Source organism: Peribacillus sp. NPDC058075 (assembly GCF_042885195.1).
GTDB lineage: Bacteria > Bacillota > Bacilli > Bacillales > DSM-1321 > Peribacillus.
In genome coordinates this window covers 1,484,961-1,509,035 of sequence record NZ_JBHVSL010000001.1, presented here as the reverse complement: position 1 = coordinate 1,509,035, position 24,075 = coordinate 1,484,961, and the positions used below count along the sequence as shown (strand labels likewise).

Annotated in this window: 21 protein-coding genes and 1 pseudogene; 8 read left to right on the top strand and 14 right to left on the bottom strand. The window is 38.4% G+C overall.

From position 1 onward, the window contains the following. Positions 1 to 118 precede the first annotated feature (118 nt). Positions 119 to 1,033, top strand: coding sequence for a YitT family protein (locus ACFVS1_RS07585; RefSeq protein WP_241591009.1), 915 nt, complete (start codon positions 119 to 121; stop codon positions 1,031 to 1,033). Positions 1,034 to 1,116: 83 nt separating this feature from the next. Here the strand turns inward: ACFVS1_RS07585 and ACFVS1_RS07580 are convergent, their stop codons facing one another. From ACFVS1_RS07580 to ACFVS1_RS07565, 4 genes are all read right to left on the bottom strand, one after another. Further along, complete coding sequence (locus ACFVS1_RS07580) at positions 1,117 to 1,311, bottom strand: cold-shock protein (RefSeq protein ID WP_034307294.1); 195 nt, start codon at positions 1,309 to 1,311, stop codon at positions 1,117 to 1,119. 844 nt (positions 1,312 to 2,155) lie between these two features. After that, on the bottom strand, positions 2,156 to 2,362 hold the full coding sequence (locus ACFVS1_RS07575) for a cold-inducible protein YdjO-related protein (RefSeq protein WP_061463486.1): 207 nt from the start codon (positions 2,360 to 2,362) through the stop codon (positions 2,156 to 2,158). Positions 2,363 to 2,492: 130 nt separating this feature from the next. Then, positions 2,493 to 4,619, bottom strand: a complete 2,127-nt coding sequence (gene recQ / locus ACFVS1_RS07570) for a DNA helicase RecQ (RefSeq protein WP_387546092.1) — start codon at positions 4,617 to 4,619, stop codon at positions 2,493 to 2,495. 152 nt (positions 4,620 to 4,771) lie between these two features. Then, positions 4,772 to 5,587, bottom strand: a complete 816-nt coding sequence (locus ACFVS1_RS07565; RefSeq protein ID WP_387546090.1) for a LysM peptidoglycan-binding and 3D domain-containing protein — start codon at positions 5,585 to 5,587, stop codon at positions 4,772 to 4,774. A 257-nt stretch (positions 5,588 to 5,844) separates the two neighbouring features. Here ACFVS1_RS07565 and ACFVS1_RS07560 point away from each other — a divergent pair, with 257 nt between their 5' ends. From ACFVS1_RS07560 to cotJC, 3 genes are read left to right on the top strand one after another with little or no spacing between them, the layout of a single operon-like run. Further along, the gene (locus tag ACFVS1_RS07560; protein ID WP_352922811.1) at positions 5,845 to 6,078 is read left to right on the top strand and encodes a spore coat associated protein CotJA; all 234 of its coding nucleotides are present in this window, start codon (positions 5,845 to 5,847) and stop codon (positions 6,076 to 6,078) included. Next, positions 6,079 to 6,345: a spore coat protein CotJB gene (locus tag ACFVS1_RS07555; protein WP_063234474.1), complete on the top strand. Its 267-nt coding sequence runs from the start codon at positions 6,079 to 6,081 to the stop codon at positions 6,343 to 6,345. A gap of 12 nt (positions 6,346 to 6,357) precedes the next feature. Next, positions 6,358 to 6,927, top strand: a complete 570-nt coding sequence (cotJC, locus tag ACFVS1_RS07550) for a spore coat protein CotJC (protein WP_352922807.1) — start codon at positions 6,358 to 6,360, stop codon at positions 6,925 to 6,927. Positions 6,928 to 6,974: 47 nt separating this feature from the next. Here the strand turns inward: cotJC and ACFVS1_RS07545 are convergent, their stop codons facing one another. The 4 genes from ACFVS1_RS07545 to ACFVS1_RS07530 all read right to left on the bottom strand — a co-directional run bounded on the left by ACFVS1_RS07545 (position 6,975) and on the right by ACFVS1_RS07530 (position 12,950). Further along, positions 6,975 to 7,847 (bottom strand): CvfB family protein, encoded by an 873-nt coding sequence (locus tag ACFVS1_RS07545; RefSeq protein ID WP_387546087.1) that lies wholly within the window; start codon positions 7,845 to 7,847, stop codon positions 6,975 to 6,977. 121 nt (positions 7,848 to 7,968) lie between these two features. Continuing rightward, positions 7,969 to 10,857, bottom strand: coding sequence for an ATP-binding protein (locus ACFVS1_RS07540; RefSeq protein ID WP_352922802.1), 2,889 nt, complete (start codon positions 10,855 to 10,857; stop codon positions 7,969 to 7,971). Continuing rightward, entirely contained in the window at positions 10,832 to 11,215 is a 384-nt protein-coding gene (locus ACFVS1_RS07535) for a response regulator transcription factor (RefSeq protein WP_387546084.1), read from the bottom strand. The genes ACFVS1_RS07540 and ACFVS1_RS07535 overlap by 26 nt, the downstream gene beginning before the upstream one ends. Before the next feature lie 112 nt (positions 11,216 to 11,327). Then, positions 11,328 to 12,950, bottom strand: coding sequence for a GGDEF domain-containing response regulator (locus tag ACFVS1_RS07530; RefSeq protein WP_387546082.1), 1,623 nt, complete (start codon positions 12,948 to 12,950; stop codon positions 11,328 to 11,330). A gap of 312 nt (positions 12,951 to 13,262) precedes the next feature. Between ACFVS1_RS07530 and ACFVS1_RS07525 the strand changes: the two genes are divergently transcribed. Continuing rightward, a complete protein-coding gene (locus ACFVS1_RS07525) occupies positions 13,263 to 14,453 on the top strand; it encodes an alanyl-tRNA editing protein (protein ID WP_387546080.1) in 1,191 nt (396 codons plus the stop codon). A 92-nt stretch (positions 14,454 to 14,545) separates the two neighbouring features. Here ACFVS1_RS07525 and ACFVS1_RS07520 read toward each other — a convergent pair whose 3' ends face one another. Both ACFVS1_RS07520 and ACFVS1_RS07515 read right to left on the bottom strand, forming a co-directional pair. After that, positions 14,546 to 14,962 carry a hypothetical protein gene (locus tag ACFVS1_RS07520; protein WP_352922796.1) on the bottom strand — a complete coding sequence of 139 codons (417 nt, stop codon included), beginning with the start codon at positions 14,960 to 14,962 and terminating at the stop codon, positions 14,546 to 14,548. A gap of 77 nt (positions 14,963 to 15,039) precedes the next feature. Then, complete coding sequence (locus ACFVS1_RS07515) at positions 15,040 to 15,231, bottom strand: hypothetical protein (protein WP_034307314.1); 192 nt, start codon at positions 15,229 to 15,231, stop codon at positions 15,040 to 15,042. Between the two features lie 141 nt (positions 15,232 to 15,372). On the opposite strand from ACFVS1_RS07515, the gene ACFVS1_RS07510 reads away from it, so the two are divergent. After that, positions 15,373 to 15,894 (top strand): GNAT family N-acetyltransferase, encoded by a 522-nt coding sequence (locus ACFVS1_RS07510; protein ID WP_387546077.1) that lies wholly within the window; start codon positions 15,373 to 15,375, stop codon positions 15,892 to 15,894. A gap of 39 nt (positions 15,895 to 15,933) precedes the next feature. On the opposite strand, the gene ACFVS1_RS07505 is transcribed toward ACFVS1_RS07510, so the two are convergent. Continuing rightward, the gene (locus ACFVS1_RS07505; protein ID WP_387546075.1) at positions 15,934 to 18,192 is read right to left on the bottom strand and encodes a HelD family protein; all 2,259 of its coding nucleotides are present in this window, start codon (positions 18,190 to 18,192) and stop codon (positions 15,934 to 15,936) included. A 321-nt stretch (positions 18,193 to 18,513) separates the two neighbouring features. Here ACFVS1_RS07505 and ACFVS1_RS07500 point away from each other — a divergent pair, with 321 nt between their 5' ends. Next, positions 18,514 to 18,753 carry a hypothetical protein gene (locus tag ACFVS1_RS07500; RefSeq protein WP_352922789.1) on the top strand — a complete coding sequence of 80 codons (240 nt, stop codon included), beginning with the start codon at positions 18,514 to 18,516 and terminating at the stop codon, positions 18,751 to 18,753. A 181-nt stretch (positions 18,754 to 18,934) separates the two neighbouring features. Here ACFVS1_RS07500 and ACFVS1_RS07495 read toward each other — a convergent pair whose 3' ends face one another. Further along, on the bottom strand, positions 18,935 to 19,336 hold the full coding sequence (locus ACFVS1_RS07495; RefSeq protein ID WP_352922787.1) for an RDD family protein: 402 nt from the start codon (positions 19,334 to 19,336) through the stop codon (positions 18,935 to 18,937). A 342-nt stretch (positions 19,337 to 19,678) separates the two neighbouring features. Between ACFVS1_RS07495 and ACFVS1_RS07490 the strand changes: the two genes are divergently transcribed. Next, complete coding sequence (locus tag ACFVS1_RS07490) at positions 19,679 to 21,298, top strand: ABC-F family ATP-binding cassette domain-containing protein (RefSeq protein ID WP_241591034.1); 1,620 nt, start codon at positions 19,679 to 19,681, stop codon at positions 21,296 to 21,298. 687 nt (positions 21,299 to 21,985) lie between these two features. Here the strand turns inward: ACFVS1_RS07490 and ACFVS1_RS07485 are convergent. Together ACFVS1_RS07485 and ACFVS1_RS07480 are read right to left on the bottom strand one after the other, a co-directional pair. Then, positions 21,986 to 22,201 (bottom strand): annotated as a pseudogene (locus tag ACFVS1_RS07485) (flotillin family protein); the annotation flags it as partial. 240 nt (positions 22,202 to 22,441) lie between these two features. Then, positions 22,442 to 23,983 carry a glycoside hydrolase family 32 protein gene (locus ACFVS1_RS07480; RefSeq protein ID WP_387549231.1) on the bottom strand — a complete coding sequence of 514 codons (1,542 nt, stop codon included), beginning with the start codon at positions 23,981 to 23,983 and terminating at the stop codon, positions 22,442 to 22,444. Between the last annotated feature and the right edge of the window lie 92 nt (positions 23,984 to 24,075).

The window sequence follows — 24,075 nt, the reverse complement described above, 5'->3', positions numbered from 1 at the left end:
TCAATAACAAAATTAATTATTAGGAAATATAATAATCAAGAATGTTAATTTCTTTATTTAATTATACCTATAGGTTTATAATTAAATAGAACCTATATAGAGAGAAGGAGTGGGGGGCATGATTATGTCAGACCTGGCAGGTGCAAGTACAACAGAAATTATGCAAAAGAAGACCCAGCATAAAAAATTAACACTCAGACAAATTTTACAGAGAGGTCTACTAATTACAATCGGTGCGGTTATGATGGCTGTCGGCCTCGAGATTTTTTTAGTGCCGAATAACGTAATCGACGGCGGCATAACGGGTATATCGATTATGTTATCTTATATTACTGGATGGAAGCTCGGAATCTTTCTATTCATTTTGAATCTTCCTTTCTTTTTTATCGGTTATAAACAAATCGGTAAAACCTTCGCATTATCTACCCTTTATGGAATTTTAGTCCTTTCCATTACCACTACATTGCTTCATCATGTACCAGCTTTCACTCAAGATATCCTCCTAGCGTCCGCTTTCGGCGGAATGATTCTTGGCATTGGTGTTGGAATGGTCATTCGATATGGCGGCTCATTGGACGGTACAGAAATACTTGCCATACTCGCTAGCAAGAAGCTCCCTTTTTCCGTTGGGGAGATCGTCATGTTTTTTAATTTATTCATCCTTGGCAGTGCGGGCTTCGTATTCTCGTGGGATCGTGCCATGTATTCGATTATAGCTTACTTCGTGGCATACAAAACGATGGATATCGTCATCGCAGGTTTGGACGAATCCAAATTTGTTTGGATTATCAGCGATGAATTTAATGATATCGGTGATGCCATCATGAATCGCCTTGGACGGGGCGTAACCTTTTTAGCTGGTGAAGGTGCTTATTCTGGTGATGATAAAAAAGTCATCTTTTGTGTAATAAACAGGCTTGAGGAAGCTAAACTTAAAGAGATAGTCAAAAGTTTCGATCCATCTGCATTTCTTGCCGTTGGGGATATCGCGGAAGTTCGAGGCGGTCGATTCAAGAAAAAAGATATCCACTAATCATTCCTGCTTTTTGCTTGATGCAATTGGCAAAAAGATAAAAAAAGCTGAAGGGAGAATCCCCTTCAGCTTTTTTTATGACCTTAATAGTTTCTTGGATTGTTGATTGCTTGAAGCATTCTGGTGCCGGGTTTCATCTCGCTGCTACATAACGGACAAACGTGTTCATCATTACTTGTAAAGTTATCACGAATCCAACCTTTGCAATCTTCTGATGTACATTCCCACACCTTTGTTTCTTCAGGAATGATTTCTTCCGTATTATTTCTTCTATACATATATCTCACTCCTTAGAATTGAATTGACTCCGTCCTGCATAACAGATCACAAGCCATAAAGATAAAAGAAGAATAGATGGCGTTTAATCTAAATTGTGAGTAAATACCCATTCGCAAATCTAAGTATGATCATTGTTCTTTCAACCAAACTTTTTGAATGGTAAGAACTTGAGATTACGACATGAATTTTTCATATCTTAGTAACCATTATATCATATATATGCTTTATATATTTGAGGAAAGATTCTAAAAAAGAAAGTACTCCTCAAAATGAAACACAGTCCCTGACTTACCCTTCAAGATAATCGAGACTGCGCTGTTTAAGAATCCATTCCATATGGTTCTTCCTGCTCGTTCGATGGAACATCGAGCCTGAGAGTAATTTTTAATGCCAAAACCTAAAACAATGAAAGCCCTGCCTCTCTCCCATCCATACGGTTCCTAGACCGTGCCTGCGAGAATCAGATAAAAGCTTGTAAGTACATGTTTATTAATTAAAACCGTCCGTAATTCCAATTGGGTAGATTAATTTCCAAAAGACAAATGGTACATAGAAGTAAGTTAATGAAGAACAGAAATGGATCGAGGAAAATACTTGGTGATTACATGTATTTCTTTTTTCTAAATATGTTTAACTTGATTCTACTTCATCATGAAAACGATGAAAAATTATTTTATTAATAAAAATGTTACTTTAAATTACCCTCCAGTGCTTTCTTTTCATAACACTGAAATTCAATGATACCACACATATTTTTATATGTAAAGCATTAACCCAGAATAAAACCACTCCGCTCTACGTCATTTTAAAATAAAAAAATAAAGAGGCTAAGATTCACCTCTTTTATTTAAACGCATTATACTCATTTTCAATTTTAGGTAGTTCCCTGACTTCCTCAACTAATTGACTTCCACACATTGGGCAATCATAGTTTTCCGAGGCAAAATCTTTTCTCATCCAACCATTACAGTCTGCTGATCCGCACGCATATACTATCGTATCTTCCATAACGATTTCTGGTTCCTCTGAATTCTTTTTACCAAAATACATGAGCAACCTCCTCTTTTTTATATAAAGACTCTGATTAAAGGCGCGAAATTTCACCTTTTTATCATTCCTAGTATACGCATTAAACCATATTCTTATTTATTCAATGAAAAAAATTATCCAAAAAACCTTATCACCTTTCGTTTTCCAGTCCTGCTTTAACCAAGATCGCTTTAATCATAAAGTAGGAAATATTCTCAGGAAGGGCTTCTTTTAGTGGTTTCAATTTTTCAGAATCCAATTGTTTTGCAGTTTCCAAAACAAGATCAAATTCTTTCTTCAAGAAAATCTCATCCCATTTGATATCCAAGTGTTCTTCTGCACACTTTAATAAATGATTTTCAATTGAAATGGCAGACAGTCCCCTCAATGTTCCTATTTCCTTGATTGATTTGCCTTCCTGATATAAGCGATAGCTTTCTAAGTGAGATGGTTTAGTAGCTCGCTTTACCGTTTCCTTTGTAACCATAGTATTCGTTTCTAATTCAGGATGTGCCTGTACATACTGGGAAATCCCTTGTAAAAACAATGCTCCGAAGCGTTCGAATTTCTGCATCCCAACCCCCTTAACTTCCAGGAATTCCTCTTCCGTTCTCGGCAGTTTGACGGCCATATCTTTCAAGGATGCATCAGAAAAAATAATGAATGGAGGTACATTTTCCTTAACAGCCAATTCTTTTCTTAACTGTCTCAACTCTTCAAACAACCCATGATCCGCACTGATGCTGCTTACATTTTTTATTTCCTTTCGCAGTACTTTTTTCTGTCCCAATAGCACTTCCCTGCCAGCATTGGTAACTTTAAGTACCGGAAACTGGCCGCCCGTCATTTCGATATACTGTTTTGCTGTCAGGAAATCAATGAAATCACCTACATCCTTCGCTGATTGATCATTGATGATTCCATAGGTTGAGAGCTTCTGGAATCCGAACTCTTCAATTTTCTTATTGCGTGATCCCGTAAGCACTTGGGAAATCATCGTTTTACCGAATCGCTCACCCATTCTCAACATGCATGAAAGGACCATCTGTGCCTGTGTAGTTACTTCTACAGAGTCACGTTTATCTGTACAATTTTCGCAATGACCGCAATCCTCAGGGTTTTCTTCTCCAAAGTATTGAAGGATGAAGGCTTGCAAGCACCCTTCGGTAAAACAATAATCCTTCATTCTGTTCAATTTCTTCAATTCCTGGGATTGCCACTCCAGCGAGGGATTTGATTGATCAATCAAGAAACGCTGTATCTGCATATCCTGAGGGGAATATAAAAGGATACATTCACTATCCAAACCATCCCTTCCTGCACGGCCCGCTTCCTGGTAATAACTCTCCATGTTCTTTGGAGTTTGGTAATGGATGACGTATCTAACATTCGATTTATCGATCCCCATACCAAAGGCAGATGTCGCTACCATCAAGGGTATGTCATCACGAATGAATTGCTCTTGCTGTTCCGAACGGTCATGTTCATTCATGCCAGCATGGTATCGACCTGTTTTGAATCCCGCTTTAATAAGCTTCGCATACAAGGAATCGACTTCTTTCCTAGTGGCTGCATAGATGATACCCGATTCATTTTTGTTTTTCTCTATATAGCGCATTAAAAACCGGCCGCGATTTTCTTCTTTAACTACGGAAAAGAACAGGTTGCCTCTGGAAAATCCTGTTGATATTGTATGCTGCTCTGATATTCCGAGCGTCTGACATATATCGTCGGTAACTTGCGGTGTGGCTGTTGCCGTTAATGCCAGTACTGTCGGAGCTGATGGCATGTTTTTCAATAGGGTTTTGATTTTTAAATAGCTTGGTCTGAAGTCATGACCCCATTGTGATATACAGTGTGCCTCATCGATGGCTACCAATGAAATATCCACATTAAATAGATCCTGTTGAAACGCAGGATTTTCCAATCGTTCCGGCGCCAAATAAACCAACTTATATCTTCCGTGTTTAATATCGTTCATTCTATTGGATGATTCCAACCCAGAAATGGAGCTATTAAGAAACGTGGCATCAATCCCAGTTTGTTCGAGGGCATCTACCTGGTCCTTCATCAAGGAAATTAGTGGGGATATAACGAGTGTTACACCTGGTAACAGAAGGGCTGGAATTTGGTAACATATTGATTTACCTCCGCCGGTAGGCATGATTCCCGCCGTGTTTATTCCTCCCAATACCTGTTCGATAATCTGTTCCTGACCTTTTCGGAATGACTCATAACCAAAGTATTCTTGTAAATATTCACGCGCTTTTTCAATCAATTCACTATTCCTCCTATTTACCTTCTAAGGATTTATCAGGATCTATTTCTTCCATTGTACCTGCTTTTCCCGACAACCTAAAGGACAAAAAAAGCAGACACACTATGTCTGTGTCTGCTTTTTCAATATATAAACATGTTTGCATGGTTAAATTAATTCAGGATTTGCACTTTAACGTTTTTAACGCCCCAATTCACGGCATCCTGTTCGTTTGGAACAAAAATGTCCACTCTATTCCCTTTGATGGCACTGCCTGTATCGGCTGCCGTTGCGTAGCCATAACCTTCAACAAAAACCTTTGATCCTAGCGGAATGACTGAAGGATCAACAGCAATCACCTTTGCATCTGGATTAGCTTTCAAATCCACTCCTGTGGCTGTTGTTCCGCTGCAGCCTTGACAATCAGCCGTATAGGCGGTTGCACTAACAGTAATCTCTTTTCCAGATTCTGCTTGATCTTTGGATTCATTGTTTGTGTCTGCTGGTTCCGATTGTTCAACCGGCTTTGTTTGTTCTGCTGGCTTAGATTGCTCTGCTGGTTTGGATTGCTCCGCTGGTGCAGCTTGCTCTGATTTCTGTGCAGGCTCTACACTAGCGGCTTCGACTTTGTTAGCTGCCGGTTTAATGACCAGTTCTTGACCAGGATGGATCGTATCTGAATTTAAACCGTTCCAAGATTTAATATCATTTACCGCTACATCATATTTGTGTGCAATTTCCGATAATGTGTCCCCTGACGTTACTTTATAATGCTCTTCTTGAGAAATATGTATGGTTTCTCCGGCATAAATCGCGTCTGAAGACAAATCGTTCCAAGACTTAATATCTTCTACTGATACTTTATGTGTTTGAGATATCCCCCATAATGTGTCTCCATCTTTCACTTTGACATCTTCTGCTTGTACCGGAATTGTGAATGCACCGGATATAGCAGCCGCTGCCGCTAACGATAAGATTGATTTTTTCATATGTTGTTACCTCCTTGTGAGCTGCTTTATAAGCTACAAGTTAAATCTTAACATAGTTTTTTTCTATACAAAGAACAAACAGATAAAGAATAGATGACAAACATCACAGTAAGATAACGGGACTATAACAATAATTTATAATATTCTGAAAAAACATTATTTTCCAGATAATTACCTTCCCAGACCAAGGGAGTCATATTATTCATTACCCAGGCATAAGAATTAAAGGCTATATTTTTACAAAGGAGGTATTTTTTTTGACTCGTGAAAAGACTTTTACTTTAGTTAAGTCATATAAACCTTTCCATAGTAAATTCGATCCTTGCCCGCCTATTGGGAGAAAATACTACAGGACACCTCCTAATTTGTATATTCATTTTCAACCGCCGAATTTGGAGCAGTTCACACCGGAGGAAGCCTTGAAATACGGTACACTTTGGAAATTCTTTTATGACTTTTATGATAATCCATACCGGGAAAGGGAGACATAAATGAATAAGAAACTGGATGATGAATATTATCAGTTACTTGAACAAATACAGGCTGCGGACTTCGTACTTGTCGAGTTGACTCTTTATTTGGATACACATCCTAACGATCAGCAAGCATTACAGCAATTCAATCAATTTCATGAATACTCCAAACAATTGAAATCGGTTTTTGAGCCTAAATATGGTCCATTATTGGGTTTTGGAAACAGTCCAGGCGGTGAAAATAAATGGGAATGGGGCCAAGGCCCTTGGCCATGGCAGGTATAAGGAGAGATATCTATGTGGGTTTATGAAAAGAAACTGCAATATCCTGTTAAAGTAAGAGACTGTAATCCTAGATTGGCAAGGTACTTAATAGAACAATACGGAGGTGCTGATGGTGAGTTGGCTGCAGCACTCCGTTACTTAAATCAACGATATACAATTCCTGATAAAGTGATTGGCTTGCTTACGGATATCGGAACGGAAGAATTTGCCCATCTGGAAATGATCGCTACGATGATTTATAAGCTTACAAAAGATGCCACACCTCAGCAGATGGCTGCCGCCGGGCTAGGGGATCATTATGTTAATCATGATAGTGCCCTTTATTATCATGATGCTGCGGGGAATCCATGGACCGCCACTTATATCCAAGCCAAAGGAGATCCCATTGCGGATTTATATGAAGATATCGCCGCCGAGGAGAAGGCCAGAGCAACCTACCAATGGTTGATTGACATCTCGGATGATCCTGATATCAATGATTCCCTCAGATTTTTGCGTGAGAGGGAAATTGTCCATTCGATGAGATTCAGGGAAGCTGTGGAGATTTTAAAAGAAGAAAAAGGTAAAAAGAAGTTCTTTTGATGAAATTCACAAGAAAAAAGGCAGCGGAGATAATCCGCTGCCTTTTTTCATTTACGGTCTGACGAATATGTCCAACCATCTTCCTGATAAATCTTTTCTTCTTTCATTAGTTTGCCGATCGCACGCTTGAACGCTCCCTTGCTCAAACCGAAGTGAAACTTGATATCATCAGGTGGCGTTTTGTCACCATAAGGCATTGCACCGCCGCGATTCATTAAATATTTGAAAATGACATCGGCATCTTCCCCCATTAAATCTTGTTTAAAGGGGATTAAAGAAACGTTAAGCGTTCCATCTTCTTTACTATCAATGACGCGCCCTTCAACTAATTCACCAAGGCGGGGCTCTTCATTGCGTTCACTTTCGTGAATGAAACAGCGGTACCCTTCTTGTGAAATAAAGAAAGATCCAACCATAAGCAAACGATAGACATTTCCCTTAATACTGGTGTTACGGACTCCTTTTAAAGGGGCTTTTACTGCAATCTCCTGAATTACATCTTCCGTTGCAAGTTTACCAAACAGGCGATCATGACGATCTGTCTTCAGGGATACATATAAACGATCACCAACCTCGGGCCATAATCGATCTATATTCGGAAGGTCGTCCAGTGATACAAGAATATCTTTGGAAAGACCGATGTCAACAAAAACACCCAGTTTCCTTTTCACATTGACAACTTCCGCCCAGCCATACTGATCAATCTGGATTTCGGGTATCTTCATTGTCGCTGTTAGCCTTGCTTGTTTGTCATGGTAGATGAACACAGTTACTTCATCGCCAATCTCAAGTTCCGTTTCTTCATTCATTTCATTATGATGAAGTAAGACATCTTCTGAACCATCTGTTAAAAACCATCCGAAATCAGCCTTACGTTCCACTTCTAACTCTACAGCCATGCCGGCCTGAATTTTTTGCATGTATAAAAATCCTCCTGTAACTTACCTTTACCTACAATTGTACCCAATTATTTATTTTTCCAACATATTTGAATTTATCATTTTTTTGTTGTTCTGTATACCTATTAAGGTTTTTTATTTTTTAACCCTTGTTTTCTTCATGGAATGCCTGCGGAACCAGAATATGCCCTTGTTTACCGTTACTTAATAAAGTATGCATGATCACTTTGGATAATTGGCTCGGTTTATACGGTTTAACTAAATAGTCCTTTGCTCCCAAGGAAATTCCCTTCTCCCTTTCGTCAAGTGCGGTCGATACAAAAACGGGAATCTCATTCAAGTCAGCTGAACCTTTTAATTCCCTCAAGATCGTCCAGCCGTCCATCTCTCCCTCTTCAAGAAGGATATCCAGTACAATGGCATCAGGAGGTGAGCTTTTTAGCTTTTGAAATGCCTTTCTACCACTTTTGAAATAGCTGACGTGGAAGCCACTGTCCATCAATTCATATTTTAACAGTTCCGCTAAGTTAATATCATCTTCAATGACCATAATTTCATGGCTCAGTTTTCTTGACTGGCCATCATTGTTCAGTCCAACTTCTTTCAGAGTTACTCTGGGTAAGGATATGGTGAATGTACTTCCATGTCCATAATCGGAAACCACCGTAACATTTCCGCCGTGTGACTTTATGATTTCATCAACAATGGCTAATCCAAGTCCGGTTCCTCCAATCCGCCTGCGATCTGAATTATCGACCCTATAAAATTTCTGGAATAAATGCGGCAGTGATTCTTTTGGGATGCCTAATCCCTCATCCTGGATATCGATGGAAAGCATATCGTTCCTGCTATATACAAGGACAGAGATCCTTCCCCCATCCGGAGAATATTTGATTGCATTGCTTAGCAGATTGGAAAAAGCTTGTTCAATTTTCAAGCGATCTCCTAGAATCATTAAATCCTTGGTTTCGATATTGAGCTGAATATCATGCTGTGCTGTATTAATTTCTAGATGTTCAATCACCTTTTGAATTAATGGAATGATTTCCACATATTTTTTTTCATATATCTGTTTACCGGACTCCATTTTTTGAACATCCAAGAAATCATTGATAAGTGCGGTTAGCCTTTTTGCTTCATTATAGATTGTTTGTAAATATTTTGTCTGCCTTTCAGGTTTCAATGTTTTGTTCAGCATCAATTCGGTAAAACCAAGTACGCTTGCAAGCGGTGTCCTTAATTCATGACTAACTGTACTGACAAATTCGGACTTCATTTGATCCACTTCATATTCTTTTGTAATATCACGATAAACCAAAATTGTACCATGACCTTCTTCGCGATAATGTAGTGTCTCAAGATATACTTTTATTACCTGATTACTCTCTTTCTTTTTGAATGTAAAGCTTCGTTCTTCATAATTTACTCCCTCCAGATTATCAATCGCTTCATCCATTGCTTGTAAAAACCTCTCCCCCTCCATTTGACCAGCCATTTCAGCACTCCACGATTCCCACGGCAAATCTATTATTTGCTCAGGAAAAGAACCTGTTTTAAAAATATCGCAAAATGGCTGATTGACCTGAATGACCTTTCTTTCCTGATCAATCAACTGGATGCCTTCCTGAATCGTGTTCAGGATGTCCTGATTCAGCCTCCTATTCTCTTCCGTCTGTTCGTAGAGCTTGATCTTGTCAAGAGACGTTGAAATTTGTTTAGCCAACGTTTCGCATTCTTCGACTTCCTGATCGGTAAACGGGGTCCCATACCTGCTGAAAACCATGATGGCATCCACTTCTTTAAACGTGGATAAAACGGGAAGATATAAATCATAACTATAATTCTTATTTTCATGATACCCTTTCTCAGCCACATCTTGTTCTCTCTTTATTGTGAAGGGTTTCTTCTCTTCAAGAAGACGATGATTCAAACCGCTGTGGATATTATTCCGGAATTGCCGTACGCCATTTTCAGAAATTCCGAATGACGAGAAAGCATCTTCATGAACTAAAGCAATCATTCCCTGATCGGCAAAAATCAATCTGCTCATATTAAGGACAATGCTTTTTAACACTTCCTTTTTATCTAAGGTCGATGATATACCATTGATCAGTTCATTTCTCCTCGTGAGCTTGTGCTCATTTTCAGTGATGATTCCAAGTGTTGCCTGAAGTTCATTTTGCTGGGCTTGAAGTTCATCCTGCTGTGCAAGGAGTTCTTCATTATGCGCCATCAGTTCCTGCTCTTTTTCCTGAACGCTAGTAAACATTTTTTTGAATGCAATGGACAAAACCCCAAGCTCATCCTTACGGTTTTCCTTGACGGAAATGACAGCCTCCCGTCCGGCTGCAATTTCATTCGCCGCTATTGAAAAATCCGAAAGAGGTCTTCCTATGTTCCTGATGATCGATCTGACGATGAATAAGAAGATGAATAAAAAAATAAGAACGAATCCGACAAAGGCTCCTTGAATAATGGAATGCTCTTTCGTGAGATCACTCACATTTTTATCGAGCCTTTCCGTTAAAGTGCCAGAGTAAGATTTAATAGTACTGCGAAGTTTCGTAATTTGTGCTGTAATTTCAGTACTTTCCATTTTTTCAACCTCTACCTCCCCCCCTTTTTCGGAATCAAAGAAGGAGGGCAGAACTCCACTAAAATAATATTCAGTAAATGTCTCAAGCTGTTTGGATATATTCTTATCATCCTTTGTATTAGCAATCTCCTTAAACGCTTCAATATTTTCGGAAATTGAGGTTTCCTCATTTAATGCCTTATCCTTCAATGCATCATTACCGAATGCTATATATCCCCTAATATCTAAAAAGACCGTATTATATTGATCGAATATTTCATCCATCAACAATTGTTTATCCACAATAATTTGCCTCTGTTGGATATATTCAGCATTCAAAGACTGCAAAAAATAAAATAAAATCCCTGTTACGACAATAAATAAAATGATGCAACCCGTCATTAAAGAGACAACTTGCCTAGATAGGCTTTTAGTAAAGTAAGGATTCAGTTTCATGCAAAATGACCTCTATTTTTTCTATTAATTTTAACGGACTAAATGGTTTGGCCATGAAATAATCCGCACCAGCTTCCAATATCCTTTCTTGTTCAAATTGTTGGCTTTTTGCAGATAACATCAAGATTTTCCCTTGGTTTTTAATATCAGACGACTGGATTTTTTCAATGATTTCCAATCCCGTATATCCAGGCATCATATAATCAAGAATTATAAGATCATACGTATTGCTTTCGAGAAGCTGTACGGCCTCCATGCCATCCGCTGCTTCGTCAACCTTATAATCTTCATCCTCTAAAGTGTCAACCACGAGCATTCGTAACACTTCCTCATCCTCCGCTAATAAAATACGCTTCATCATTCATCCTCCTAATAACCTTCAATCGAAAGGCACCTTAAATCCTGAAGTATTTAGACGCCATTTTACAAATAGAATTCCATCAATGCATAACTGAAAATCCGTTTGCCCTTTAAATTAACTTCGTCAATAGACGCTCTATTCTAGCCTCGAGTTCCCTAATGCTAAATGGTTTCGTTACATAATCATCCGCACCAAGTTTCAATGCATTTGCAATATCATCCGTACTTTTTCTTCCAGTTAGCATTAAAACGGTGAAAAACTCCGCATTACTGCTTTGTTTCACTTTTTGAAGCACTTCAATTCCATCCATGATAGGCATCACTCCATCCAGGATCAAAAAATGCTCTACATCTTCTTTGGCTCGATTGGATTTCAAAAAAGATGGACCATCTTCATACACAGCGATATTCAAATCAAAATGAGGAATTTGAAGCGAATGCAAGGCTTTAGTTAAGATGGTGCGGATAATGATATCATCATCAATAACGGACACATTGAGCGATTTCTTATTATTTCCAACTTTTTGCATGCTTTCAACTCTTCCACGGCCTGAGCGTTTCGCTTCATATAAAGAAGTGTCAGCTTCCTCCAAAGCCTTCTTTGGCGTAACATTTTCATGTTCAACCGTAAAAACCCCCGCAGAAAATGTAACCGAAAATGTGTAACCATTCTGGATGAATTTCTTTGCAGAAAACTCCTTGATTAATTCCGTTAACTTGTGTTTAGCTTCATCATTCGAAGTATCAGGGAAAATAATGACGAATTCTTCCCCTCCATACCGGCAGATTAGGTCTGAACTCCTGATATTGCTTTTAATGAATTGTGCAAACTCAACGAGTACAAGGTCACCCACCGAGTGTCCGTATTGATCATTCACCCTTTTAAAGTGATCTAGATCAATGATGCTTATCGTAAAATGACGCCCTGACCGCTTATAATCATTAAAATATCTTGGCAGTGTATCTTCAAGGAATCTTCTATTATATACCTGTGTCAACTCATCGATTAGGACCGATTGATCAAAGATTTTCTTCCGCTGTATATGCCTTTCCATCTTTACAATAAACTCATCGATATCAATCGGCTTACTAATAAAATCATCAGCACCCATCTTGAATGCTTTTATCCGGGTATGTTTTTCGTTGTGAATGCTGATCATGATCTTCGGTATGAAATATTTTTCGTTATGCAGATGAATCTCTTGAAGGATTTGAAAACCATCCTTTGCAGGTAACTGAATATCAAGAATCAGACAATCCGGCTGCATTTCAAAATATTGATTTGTCGCTTTGACGGGGTCGGCATTCGTTATGACCATCCACCCCTTATCCTCCAATAGATCTTTCAATAAAATCAACATGGAGATATCATCATCAATGATCTGTATGAGCGGGGCTTGTGAATCGCGGACAGGCTTAGCTTTTATTTCAACTTCATCGAAATGCTCATATTCATATGTATGTTCAATGAGCTCAAAAAGGAAATTCCTAAGTTCCGTCCGATTCCAGACCCGCTCACTGTCTTCATCAATTCCAGCCAATAACTGTTCGGTGATGGCCATAAGTCCACATAATTGCAGCGTTCCAGCCGTCCCTTTGACTGAATGCAGAAAACGGAATATCTCCTTAGCCGGAATGGTTTGCCCTACATCCAGCTCCAGCCAATCAGAAAGTTTGTTTTTTATATTCCCAAATAAGCTATTTTTGTATTTTTCCATATTTAGCAGATTCACTTCATATCACTTAACCCTTCCCACTCAAATGATCCCATGGTCATCCTATTCCTAACAATCTCGACAATGACCTTTTAACTATTTAAATCTATTTAATTAGTTTTTACTTAGGTCTAAAGTATATACTTTCAGAAATATTTTACATCATAAGGGGTAGTCTATAAATAGATTATTGCCATCTTGCACAATTTATTTAGGATTTGTCATAAAGTTTACTTATTTACCTGACTAATCTTCTAAACCCGCGATTTCAAACTCTGGTTTGTCGGTGATATAATTTAATGATCAACTGAAAGGAAAAAGTAATCATTCATGACAAAAAAATTGTATTACACATCCACCAAGACATCCCAATGGGATACTAAAATTCGGGAGACCATTGAAGAAAACGGCTTTTACTATATTACACTTGAAGAAACCGCCTTTTATCCCGAAGGGGGCGGACAGCCTGCAGATACTGGTAAAATAGAAGGAATCACCGTTCTTGACGTTATAAAAGACAACAACGGAAATATTATCCACAAGATGGAGAGCCGGCCAGATTTAGAGATCGTTCACTGTGAACTTGATTGGTCCCGCCGCTTAGATCATATGCAACAGCATAGCGGCCAGCATTTACTCTCTGCTGTCTGCAGGGAACTGTTCGACTCTAATACGGTCAGCTTTCACCTTGGGAAGGAATATTTAACGATCGATATAATGACAGGATTTCAATGGACTGAAGTACATACAGCTGCTGCTGAAAAGCTAGTTAATCAATATATTATCGAGAATCGCGAAATACTTATCTATTACGTGACGAACGAGCAATTACAGACGCTTCCTGTCGTCAAAATGCCTAAAGTTTCAGAGGATATCCGTATTGTTGAGATAGAAGGGATTGAATATAACCCTTGCGGTGGAACCCATGTAGGGCGTACAGGTGAGATTGGCTTAATAAAAATTTTCAAAACGGAGAAGCAGAAAGAACATACCCGTCTATACTTTAAGTGCGGTTTCAGGGCATTGAACGATTATTCCGAAAGTCTGGGAATTCTTTTAGCATTATCGAATAAATTCAATACCGGGCGTACTGAGATTCTGAATAGGGTGGAGAAACTGGAAAATGACTATAAGCAGCTGCTATCGGCAAACGATAACTTAAAACTTGAAAATGCAAATTTTCTTGCCGACTCCCTGCTTGCTGAAAATGGAGAGGGATTCATCTCTCGTGTTTTCGAAGATAGCTCAATGAAAGAACTGCTTTACCTTGCAGGGACGATTGTAAAAAAGGAAAAGGTTACCGTATTATTAGCATCTCGCAAGGAGCAAAAGGTCATCCTTTCACACAGCGGGGATACACCCTTTCATTGCGGACAATATTTTAAAGCGGAACTGGGCTCGTATAACGGAAAAGGCGGAGGGAACGAACAGACTGCACAAGCAGGTTTTAAGTCACAAAATGACTTAATCGCCTTCTACCAATACACAGTTGAAAAATTAGGCCATAATCCTGGTGAATAAAACCGATGCGTAATGATGGCATACTGATGAACATGGAAATAATGACTTCTCGGAATGAGAAAAGAGAGGACAAATTTTTGTCCTCCCTCTTTTTATTCTTCTATTTTCAATTTCCCTAACCCTTGTTCTTCAATATGTAGATGATATTTTTCCTCGAGTTCCATGATACGGATAAACGCTTCCTCTTGATTATATTCGTGGTTTTCCGACTCCTCGGCAAACTCTTTTCTAGCCAGATGATAGGCAAGCTTATCCCTGAACACTCCTTCTTCATATACATTTATGACTGTTTGAAGTTGATCCTCCAATTCCCGACTCAAATCATAAATTTCATATTCCTTCACAAACTGTACTCCTTCCATGCCGAAATCTTTGGCAAAGGAATTAATATACTGTTCCATCTCACTAAATTCTTCTTTATTATTTTCATTATCGGAAGCAACCCAATATCCGTACTGAACCATTTTGAATAATGTTTCATACTGTTTCTTGGTAAAATTGATTTTCATTGTCGATACTCCTTTTCCGGTTTCCTTACAACAAAAAGAATAAACCGCAATGGAGCAAAAGTCCAATGCGGTTTATCTCAATCCAATATTTCCGTTACAGAAAAATAAGCTGCTTTTTCCGTATCAACTACATAATGGCAATCGCCTTTAACTAAATTATAATAACGGTGCTTTTGAATGTTTGAAATCATTTGAGTTGAATCATCGCCTTCTACCTCATGCTCTAGTTCTTTCCCGCCTGGAAAATAAAAACCAACTTTCAATTTCATCTTTCTCATCCTTCCCTTCGTCTGGTTGAATCACTCTTTTATTTCATATCCTTTCTCATGCAGTTATAAACATAAATAAAATGCTTATTCGCTTTTTCCATGATATTCTAGTGGGAAATACGAAAATCAGAAGGTGTTTTTATGAAGATAAGAAAAGCCATGGAACAAGATGTAAGTGGAATTGCAAATGTACATATAAACAGCTGGAAAACGACTTATAAAGGAATCCTCCCGGATCAATATTTGTCTTCCATGAATCTGGAAGCCAAAAAGAAAAACTGCCTAAGAAATTTAAAGATGCTGCATAATGCCACCTTTGTTGCGGAAAACGCAAGTGGGGAAATCATCGGTTTCGCTGCAGGCGGACCTGAACAAACGAATGATCCGCATATTCAAGGTGAAGTATATGCCATTTATTTTTTACAAGAATATCAACGACAGGGACTCGGCCGAAAAATGATAAAAGAGGTCATACATGAGCTTATGAAAATGGAACATCAGAACTTAATAATTTGGGCATTGAAGGATAATCCTTCATGCGGTTTTTACAGAGCAATTGGCGGTCAAGTGATAGCTGAAAAAACCGTTAAAATGGCAGGCATCGAGCTTATCGAAGTCGGTTTCGGGTGGGAAGACATCCATGATATCCTTTTGCATGTGTAAGCGTTCCCTAGGAGGGTGGTTACTCTCCACCCTCCCCTCTCAAGCCTCGATGAGGAAGGCCTTTTTATCATTACCTAAAAAGTAAAGCCGGTGCAATGGCCTTGTCATTGTTACGTACAGCAATTTGATATCAAGTTCATTTCCATGACAATACGTTTCTTCAAGGGATAATGCAAATACGACATCGAATTCGAGACCTTTGGCTTGATAGGATGGAACAATCAACGTTTTATCTTTTGGGATGTTTCCCGCTTCATCTATTAAATGAAAGCCTTGTTGGAATCCACTTAGTTTCTCGTTTGCCAGTTTGCAATCTTTCATCGTTTTGGCAATAACGGCAAACGTTTTAAAACCTTCTCCTTTAAGGCTTTCGATAAGATCGACCAACTCTTCTTCCCAGCCTTCCTTTTCAATGGAAATGAATTCTGGATCCTTGCCATGGCGAACTACAGGTTCAACTTCCGGGAAATCGTATGTTAACAACTGAAGTATTTCATTTGCTCTTTTCATTATTTCAACAGTTGTTCTGTAGCTTTTTTGTAATTCAGTATAAGTCGCCCGAGGGAAAATACGACTGTGAACCTCTTCCCACGTTTGAAGTCCGCGATAAGAATGGATGCCTTGTGCAAGATCGCCTACAAGTGTGAACATATCGGTATCCACTGCCGTCTTTAGTGCCTGTAACTGCATGAAGCTATAATCCTGTGCCTCATCAATGACGACATTTTTTGCTTTGTTTTCTTTATCGACACCAAAAAGCCGCTCATGAAGATATAATAATGCTCCCAAGTCCTCCATCTCATAACTTTTAGCAGAGAATAATTTATGATTATACTCACATAAAACACTGGCCTCTTCAAAAGTAAGCTTACCGTTGCTGTACGAGGCGAGACGCCCCGGATCTTGGAATAATTCCTGATAGTAATCCAGGAGATCTTTACTTTTGAATTGCTTAAAATACCCTTTAACCGAAGTACGGATCGCCTTTTGGACCTGCACTATCCTTTCCTCTTTCTTATCGAGGCATTTTGTAACAAAGTCCTTGCGAATGACTGGATCGATATTCTTATAAAGAGCTTTCTCAATTTTGGCATCATAAAAATCAACAACACGTTCAAGCATTGTTTTCTTTTTCAGTTTCACTTCATTTTGTAGTATGGCCTTCAGTTTGTCCAGCCTGCTGTATAATGGTAAATACCAATAATCCTCTTCCAATAATCTAATGAACTTCTTAGCGGAATAGAGGCGATATTTATCACAATAAAAATCAGCATCTGGATGAAAACCCCTGAAAATATCCTTTACATATTCGTCCAATATATATTTAAAGGCAGGGGAACCCTTCAGACCTGATATCCATACAGCTGAATTAATTTCTTCATCATCCTTTTCCAGCAATCGAGTTAATTTATCATCCGCGATAAGCTTCACTTGCTTTCCTATCGCTGCCTGAACATATTCCGAAAATGTGAATTGCTTTACCTTTTCGACACCCAATTCAGGTAAAGCTTCAGATATGTAATCAATGAAAACCCGGCTCGGGGCAAGAATCATTAATTGACGCGGATCGAACAAGTCTTTATAGTGATAAATGAAATAAGAGATCCTATGTAAAGCAATTGTCGTTTTACCACTGCCCGCTGCGCCCTGGACAATGATAGGTTTATTCAAATCTGCCCGAATGATTTTATTTTGTTCTTCCTGGATCGTGGTAATGATATCCGTCAATCGATTGCTGGAACTTTTGGAAAGGGATTCCTGCAACAATTCATCTGTTGTTGTCAAATCAATGTCCCTTATCTCATCCAAAACACCTTCTTCTATCATTAGCTGTCTTTTTAAAGTGATGTTCCCGCTGAATGTCTCCCCTTCCGCTTCATATTCTATTTCACCAATCCGTCCCTCATAATACAGGTTTGCAATCGGTGAACGCCAATCGACGATAATCTGTTCCTGGCTTTCCCTCTGATAAAGCGATGTTTTTCCGAAATAAAGGACTTCGCCACTATCACCGTCATTCCTTTCAAAATCCACTCTTGCAAAGTAGGGTTTTTTACTTGCCTTGCGTAAACTTTCAAGTTCGGTTTTGGACATCTCAAAAAAGTTCGCCGTCGTCAGCAGCTGTGAATATAAGGCTGATTCAGACCAATCGGCATCGCCAAAAGCTTCCTGCATATTCCTTTGAAATTGATCTTTGCTTGTTTCTGATGTTTTGATGACTACATCGATATAACGCTTCGTAAAATCCAGCCGCTGTCGTTCCTGTTCAAAATCAGGGTGATTACCCAATAAAATCACTTCCCCTTCCTTGTGTATTTATCAAACTTATCAATACGCCGATGCTAATACGAAATGGACATTTATACTATCAGAAAAGCCAATGGTTGACAAATCTGGAGACATAGAATTATATAGTTGAAATTTACCCTCCCTTATATTTTATATGATTCGAAGAATACACGATATATTCCGGATTGGATTCAGATATAATATGTTGACTTACGAACTGCTATTGTCATCAATTCTTAACATAAATTACGCTATTTTAATGTTTTATTGGAAACTCACATTATATACTTTAATTACAATTACATAATTTTTAAGAAAGTGGGTCCTGTCATGGAAATAAATGAAAGTCAACCAATGCTATCCCCTAAATTAATCCATGAACTTGAAATTTTATCATCCAAAGCAAATATGCCTGTTTCTGAATTATTGGAAATATCTGTAGCATCACTGCTGGAAAAAGTGAATAATACGAAAGAACTCAATGTTGGACTTAATAATAAGGAAATGATTTTAAGAAATAAAATCATCATTAATCAAAATAAAGAGGTTCTCAATAACAAAAGCACTTGACCATAAAGGTTAAGTGCTTTTTGGTTCCTAACTGCCACTGTTTTAATGAAATAGATATTCTAACGTGGTTTCCAATGTAATATTTATACCAAAAAAAGTATTTCCAAACCAAAAAATCGAATCGGATTCGAAATGATGATTTGCATAAAAAAAAGCAGCTATTAAACTGCTTATCCACTAATCATGGCTTATTGGATGTCACGTACGTACCTGCTATGAAATCATGTATCGCTCTATGATCTTTTCTAATGCCAACCATGAACGCACTGACAATAAATCCTATTCCAAATGTAATGGCATAAACCAAAGCAGCAACTAAATACCTCAATAGCATTGTGCCTATGCCTAATTTCTTTCCGTCCACCCGTACTATGCGTATTCCCATAATCCTTTTACCCACTGTATAGCCATACCATAATATCGGGACAATCAGCATGTAAAGAAAGTTGAAAAACGTTGAAAAGCTTTCATTTTCCCAATCACCGGTAATCAACCCGAAAATTATCGCTAATGGAAAAGACACTATTATGCCATCCAAAAATCCTGCAAAAAGCCGTTTCCAAAAACCTACTGAATCGCTCATATATATCCTCCTGTTGTGTTAGTTACAGTTACCTATATTACCAATAAGAAGGTTGATGCGTAATGAGCCTTTATACCCATAGTAGTCTTTAACAAAAAAATACAACCTACATAATTGGTGACAATATATATGCAAAATCTAAACTCTGTGTAATTTTTGCTTATAAATGTGTGTTTTTGCTAATCTGCCTTTAATTTTCATAAGAAATAAGATACAATTTAAATGATGCACAGTTTAAAACATACAAGATCGTAAACTGCTGTTTGTATGAATCAGCGTAAAACTAATGAAACAAAGTGTTGGACACGTTGAAACAAAAGTATTTTGGAGGAATGTAAATAAATGATTACAGTAAATAATGTTGGTTTACGTTATGGCGACCGTAAACTGTTTGAAGATGTTAATATAAAATTCACTCCTGGTAACTGCTATGGCCTGATTGGTGCGAATGGTGCAGGTAAATCCACTTTCTTAAAAATCCTTTCTGGTGAAATTGAAGCGCAATCCGGTGATGTCCATATGGGTCCTGGCGAACGCCTTGCCGTTCTAAAGCAAGATCACTTCGCTTATGAAGAGGAAGAAGTCCTTAAAGTTGTCATTATGGGACATGAAAGATTATATGAAGTCATGCAAGAAAAAGATGCCATCTATATGAAGGAAAACTTCACCGACGAAGACGGAATGAAAGCGGCCGAACTTGAAGGGGAATTTGCCGAATTAAACGGATGGGAAGCTGAACCTGAAGCTTCAATCCTCTTAAAAGGCCTTGGCATCGCGGAAGACCTGCATACAAAGAAAATGGCTGAATTGAACGGTGGCGACAAAGTTAAAGTATTGCTTGCCCAGGCATTATTCGGTAAACCGGATGTTCTTTTACTGGATGAGCCTACCAACCACTTGGACTTAAAAGCGATCAAATGGCTGGAAGAATTCCTAATCAACTTTGAAAACACTGTTATCGTAGTTTCCCATGACCGTTACTTCCTTAACAAAGTTTGTACACATATCGCGGATCTTGATTTCGGTAAAATCAAAGTTTATATCGGTAACTATGACTTCTGGTATGAATCAAGCCAGCTTGCCCTTAAACTGACTCAAGATGCCAATAAGAAAAAAGAAGAAAAAATCAAAGAGCTTCAAAATTTCATCGCGCGTTTCAGTGCCAATGCATCCAAATCGAGCCAGGCGACATCCCGTAAGAAATTATTGGACAAAATCAGCTTGGATGACATCGAGCCTTCTTCACGCCGCTATCCATATGTCGGCTTTACTCCTGAACGTGAAATCGGGAACGACCTGCTTCGTGTAGATGGAATCTCGAAAACGATTGATGGCGTAAAAATATTGGATAACGTCAGCTTCACGATGAATAAAGGCGACAAAATTGCATTTGTCGGTAAAGATGAAATTGCTAAAACAACCATGTTCAAAATCTTGGCAGGCGAAATTGAACCTGATAGCGGCTCATTCAAATGGGGAGTTACGACCTCCCAGGCATACTTCCCTAAGGATAATGCTGAATTCTTTGAAGGTGTCGATTTAAATCTTGTCGATTGGCTTCGTCAATACTCACCAAATGACCAGAGCGAAAGCTTCCTGCGCGGTTTCTTGGGCAGAATGTTATTCTCTGGCGATGAAGTCACGAAAAAGGCAAGTGTACTTTCAGGGGGCGAAAAAGTCCGCTGTATGCTTTCCAAAATGATGTTAAGCGGTTCGAACGTCCTGATGCTTGATGAACCTACTAACCATCTTGATTTAGAGTCCATTACGGCATTAAACAACGGCTTGATCAGCTTTAAAGGATCTATGATCTTCTCTTCACATGATCATCAGTTCATCCAAACTATAGCGAACCGAATCATTGAACTTACTCCAAAAGGTACAGTCGATAAGCAAATGAGTTATGATGAGTACCTTGAAAATGGCGAATTGCAAAAACAAGTGGCTGAAATGTACAAATAATACTTTTATGAAAGCACATCCTTATTGGATGTGCTTTCTTCGTTCCCGATTCTTGTTGCCTCCATTTATTTCATACCTATAATGCATGGAAGGTATAAAAAACACGCTGCAATAAATATAATAATATTCCCTGAAAGATGAGCACTGAATAATTTCTTCGATAAAAAGGTATATTGGTAAGGAAGGAGTGAGTTAGAATTGGATAGTCATACTGTGAAAAATATTTTTGATGATACAGGGAACCTTTTTTTATATGATAAATTCAGTTATCATTTTTATATATCCGGATTGTTCGATGTAGTGGAACAAGAAAAAGTAATCTCGGATTTTTTAAATTCTTTTAGCTTCGATGATAAAAACCATCTCTTTTTTGACGACTTTTCCTTTTACTTTAATTGCTTTCATTATTCCCACCAAAAACAAAGGATGATGAATTACTTGAAAACCGAGTATGACGAACATATTTGTTAAGGATAAAGACCAGATAAACTGATCCTGCCTTTAATTAGCGAAAATTATTCAAAAAAAAGGTAAGAGCATATTAGTGCTCTCACCTTTCTTCATTTTATTTTACTCTTCTTTGCCTGCTGCCATGTTCGCTTCGATCCTGGATGATGGTGGTAAATGATGAATTTCGTTTTTCCAAGAAATTTTCCAGCAAGTCTTTGATGCTTTGCACTTGATTCACGTTTCATTCTCTGCATCGGCGCTAGCTATTCGGCATCCCTCTTCACTTGCGCAATCCTTAGCTTTCCGAGCCACTCAAGATATCCATTTTTTGTCCCGAACATCTTTAATGTTGAGCGATACGATAATTAGTCCCATTTTAGCTAAATCCTGCGAGGCTACCCCCTGTACCTTCTAGGGAGACATTTCACGGTTTTTATAAACTTCCTCAACTGTTGATTTTCAATGACTCATACATTTATCTATGTTCAGTTAATATGACAAAGATAAGTTTCAGTACATATAAGAAGTCTTAGACTATAGAAATCGAGCTTTTTCTATGTCGAAATTTTGCTAACGTTTGTTTTGGGCGAAATGTTGGTGGTACCCCTTTTAGTAAATGTCCATATTTGAAGAGTCAGTTCTTATAAAGGAATGTATGTGTACTCATATGATAGGTATCTGCCAAGATGAGGTTCAATTAATCGGAACAAAATGTGTAACCTTCATATTCTGAAAAATCACTTTGCCGCCCTCGGAGAAGAGAGTAATTCCTTTATCTTCAGCATGAGGGAATATTAAGTTTGAATAAGCAATCTTTCCATCATCCACAAAAACTTCAATACTCGTTTTATCGACGAGAATCTTTATATGAACCTTCTTTTTACTGACATCAAATGGTGCAGTACTTTCAACGAACTGTTTCGTTTCGTCAGGTTGATCTGTGAATGCCCGATTGACATAAGAATAATTTCCTACTGCAGAAATGCCTACGTCAACGTGGCGTTTTTGATCATCTGACTCCCTGAGCCTGAATCCTGCATTCTTAAAATCCGACCATGAGAGATCTGCCTCTATTTGATAGGCATCTCCTTTAACATCAAGTGTTTCCGATCCATCCACTTCGATTTTATCAAAAGAATTCGTTGAGCTTGTCCATTCTTTTAATGCTTCTGAAGGCTGTGATGAAAGATAATACTTGTTCTCCCCTTCATGCTTTAGTTCAATTTGACGGACGATCGAATCCATTCCGTTAAACCCTTCTTTTAATGTCGGCGTATTGTCGGCATAGGCCCAGTTATTCATCCAAGCGAGAGCATAGCGTTTGTCTAATTTGTCACTTGCCTTGCCATCATCAAACGTTACTCCGCCATACCAATCGAAACCGTAGTCTAGCCATTGCGGTTCATTGTTATCTGGAAGAAATTCTGTTCCATTAAACGTTCCTGTCCAGTATGCATAGGTGTTTGGTTTCCCTGCTGCTTTTCCGTTTGCACTGACGCCCAGCACCCACTTTACTGTCCCGTCATCAGCGCGGATCTGGTAAAGGTCAGGGCACTCTAGAACTCCAATGTTCTCAGTGGAAAAGCTGCTCGTATAGCGCCAATGTTTTAGGTTATAAGACTGATAAAAACCTATTTTCGATCCTTCGGCCATGGTCATGATCCATTTTTGGTTCGTGTTATCCCAAATGATTTTTGGATCTCTAAAATCCTTCGTTCCTGGATTTTTCATAATAGGCTCGTCACTGTAAGAGGTAAACGTATTTCCTTTGTCCGTACTGTACCAAAGAAATTGTTCTTGTTTCTGGCCATCCTTAGAGGGTTGTGTTGCGATCGCCACAAAAGCGTCTTTCCCAAACCCAGCTGTATTTTCCTTATCTACAACCACTGACCCTGTCCATGGATCCCCATTTGGATTCGTATATTTTGGAATGGCAATTCCTTCATCCTTCCAGTGAACCAAATCTTTAGAGGTGGCATGTCGCCATTCTGTGCCGTTGCCATCCGGGTAATCTCCATTATATAGGTAAAAATAATGATAATTTCCTTCATAGTAAACTGGCTTCTGTGGATCGTTTTTCCAATGATCAGGAGAAGTAAAATGATAGGCAGCCCGATATTTGTGCTTTTCTACCTTATCTGGCGGATTAGCTTCTTTTGTTTTATAAAATGAATGAATCAAAATTCCTGTGCTAATAATCATCCATAATCCAAGAACGAATAATCCAACCATCATATATTTCTTTTTGTTCACTTAAACTCACCACTTTTCTCTTTTAAAATAGAAAAAAGAAAATGCCAAGTTTTCCTGACATTTTCTTTTTCTTT

Bases quoted from the DNA above. Each gene is read 5' to 3' on its own strand.
- ACFVS1_RS07565 (WP_387546090.1), bottom strand. From the start codon at position 5,587: ATGAAAAAATCAATCTTATCGTTAGCGGCAGCGGCTGCTATATCCGGT.
- ACFVS1_RS07500 (WP_352922789.1), top strand. From the start codon at position 18,514: ATGGAAATAAATGAAAGTCAACCAATGCTATCCCCTAAATTAATCCAT.
- ACFVS1_RS07545 (WP_387546087.1), bottom strand. From the start codon at position 7,847: ATGCAAAAAATTCAGGCCGGCATGGCTGTAGAGTTAGAAGTGGAACGT.
- ACFVS1_RS07520 (WP_352922796.1), bottom strand. From the start codon at position 14,962: ATGAAAATCAATTTTACCAAGAAACAGTATGAAACATTATTCAAAATG.
- ACFVS1_RS07540 (WP_352922802.1), bottom strand. From the start codon at position 10,857: ATGAAACTGAATCCTTACTTTACTAAAAGCCTATCTAGGCAAGTTGTC.
- ACFVS1_RS07535 (WP_387546084.1), bottom strand. From the start codon at position 11,215: ATGAAGCGTATTTTATTAGCGGAGGATGAGGAAGTGTTACGAATGCTC.
- ACFVS1_RS07555 (WP_063234474.1), top strand. From the start codon at position 6,079: ATGAATAAGAAACTGGATGATGAATATTATCAGTTACTTGAACAAATA.
- ACFVS1_RS07490 (WP_241591034.1), top strand. From the start codon at position 19,679: ATGATTACAGTAAATAATGTTGGTTTACGTTATGGCGACCGTAAACTG.
- ACFVS1_RS07525 (WP_387546080.1), top strand. From the start codon at position 13,263: ATGACAAAAAAATTGTATTACACATCCACCAAGACATCCCAATGGGAT.
- ACFVS1_RS07495 (WP_352922787.1), bottom strand. From the start codon at position 19,336: ATGAGCGATTCAGTAGGTTTTTGGAAACGGCTTTTTGCAGGATTTTTG.
- ACFVS1_RS07575 (WP_061463486.1), bottom strand. From the start codon at position 2,362: ATGTATTTTGGTAAAAAGAATTCAGAGGAACCAGAAATCGTTATGGAA.
- ACFVS1_RS07580 (WP_034307294.1), bottom strand. From the start codon at position 1,311: ATGTATAGAAGAAATAATACGGAAGAAATCATTCCTGAAGAAACAAAG.
- ACFVS1_RS07480 (WP_387549231.1), bottom strand. From the start codon at position 23,983: ATGATGGTTGGATTATTCGTTCTTGGATTATGGATGATTATTAGCACA.
- ACFVS1_RS07585 (WP_241591009.1), top strand. From the start codon at position 119: ATGATTATGTCAGACCTGGCAGGTGCAAGTACAACAGAAATTATGCAA.
- ACFVS1_RS07510 (WP_387546077.1), top strand. From the start codon at position 15,373: ATGAAGATAAGAAAAGCCATGGAACAAGATGTAAGTGGAATTGCAAAT.
- ACFVS1_RS07515 (WP_034307314.1), bottom strand. From the start codon at position 15,231: ATGAAATTGAAAGTTGGTTTTTATTTTCCAGGCGGGAAAGAACTAGAG.
- cotJC (WP_352922807.1), top strand. From the start codon at position 6,358: ATGTGGGTTTATGAAAAGAAACTGCAATATCCTGTTAAAGTAAGAGAC.